The sequence below is a fragment of the Oleiphilus sp. HI0079 genome (genome assembly GCF_001635105.1).
In genome coordinates, this window is the sequence record NZ_LWFT01000631.1 from 1 (window position 1) to 1,989 (window position 1,989).

The 1,989-nt window shown below is 48.3% G+C and carries 1 protein-coding gene and 1 pseudogene; both read right to left on the bottom strand.

The window, feature by feature from the left end; all coding sequences use genetic code 11:
- Window positions 1–408: pseudogene (locus A3750_RS11440) on the bottom strand (hypothetical protein); the annotation flags it as partial.
- A gap of 126 nt (window positions 409–534) precedes the next feature.
- Window positions 535–1,953, bottom strand: a complete 1,419-nt coding sequence (gene nhaD, locus A3750_RS11445; protein WP_068457943.1) for a sodium:proton antiporter NhaD — start codon at window positions 1,951–1,953, stop codon at window positions 535–537.
- Between the last annotated feature and the right edge of the window lie 36 nt (window positions 1,954–1,989).

Genomic DNA, 1,989 nt, shown 5'->3' on the forward strand with positions numbered 1-1,989 from the left:
AAGCTGCTCTTGAAACAGTCGTTTCGCCTCAGCGCCTTGCTTTTCATCAAACTGCTCGGCAGTGATGATGTAGATATTCCGGCGGCGTAGCGCACGCAATACATCTTTATAGGTTTTGTCGAACTGTATTTGTAGCTTCCGTGTGCAATCTTGAATCATCGTCAAGTGCTCACGATAGCGTTGTTTGTCTTCCGCAGATTTCGAAAACACGGCTAGCCGGCTAACATCCGCAACCCGCACGCGGAAAAACTCATCTAAATTATTCGAGAAAATGCCTAGGTATCGAAGACGCTGAATTTCAGGTACATCGTCATTGCCCGCCTCTTGCAGCACCCGCTCGTTAAACGCCAACCAACTCAATTCTTTTGAGTAATATGGTACTTCGCTCGAACTAGACGTCAGATTCAAACCTTGCTCCCTTGCACTGTTGGTTGTATCGCTCGGTGTTATTTAAAACGCAAAAGGGCGCCTCACACAAGTGAGGCGCCCTGTTCAGATGATATGCATCAATATGTCAGTTATATGACAATAGCCTTAAAACGGCATGCCAGACATCAAAAAGTGCGCGTAGATCGATGCAACGTAGCCTAGCGCAATCGCCCAAGTCCACTTCAAATGCCCAAAGAACGTATACATGCCTCGTGCCTGCCCCATAAGCGCAACACCGGCAGCCGAGCCGATCGACAGCAATGAACCACCAACACCGGCGGTGAGTGTTACAAGCAACCATTGGTTAATCGACATGCTTGGATCCATCGTCAACACAGCAAACATCACAGGAATGTTATCGACAATCGCTGACAGAATACCGACCAAGATATTCGCCCAACTGGTGCCCATTTCCTGATACATAAATACCGAAGCGAGATTGAGATAGCCAAAAGCACTTAGACCACCGACACACAACACCACGCCATAGAAGAACATCAAGGTATCCCATTCGGCGCGCTGTAATTGATCGAAAATATCGAACTGCCCTTCTGAGTGAGCCTCACTGGATCCCGCGTGCTGCTCGATCGTATCGTGCGGCAAGTCGCCTTTCAGCTTCAGGTAGTAACCGTAAAGTTTTAGTACCCCTAAACCCGTCATCATACCGACCATGGACGGAAGATGGAGCGCACTATGAAATGTAACTGCCATTGCAATTGTGCCTAAGAAAAGGAAGATAACAGTGACTCCGCCACGCTTGATTCTTACTTCTTCGGTAACCCCCTCTGGTTGCCCTTTTGGTAAAAACAACGACATGAGAATTGCCGGCACAAGCCAGTTAACAATGGCCGGCACAAGTAACGCAAAAAACCCGAGAAACTCGACCTTACCTTTCTGCCAAACCATAAGTGTTGTGATGTCACCAAACGGGCTGAAAGCACCACCCGCATTTGCTGCGATAACAATATTCACACAGCCCATGCCGATAAAAGTCTTGTTATCGCCACCAACCGCCATAACGACCGCCGCCATGACCAATGCCGTCGTTAGATTATCCGCGATGGGAGAAATACAGAAGGCCAGTAAGCCGGTAATCCAGAAGATAGATTTTAATGAATAACCCCGAGAGACCAGCACCGAGCGCAGAGCAGCAAATACATTACGTTCCTGCATTGTGTTTACGTAGGTCATCGCAGCAAGTAGAAAGAGCAACAGTTCGGCGTATTCGAGGATATTATGCTGAATCATGGTATGCGCACTCGTCGTATCGCCCGCCATGTTGTAGGAGATCGCAACGAACACCCATATGATGCCCGCAGCCACCATGACCGGCTTGGACTTACGCAGATGCAAAAACTCTTCGCCGATAACCAGCATGTAGGCCAAGACAAAAATCAAAATCGACAAACCACCCAACCAGGTCGCGGTTAGATCCAGCATGGTGACTTCGCCACCACTTGCTAGAGCATTTGTTGCACCTGCACTCAACACAAGTGCGAATAGTGCTTTCACTGCTGCTTTCATGTTTTCCTCTACTCGTAAGCTAAATCAATCACTCTA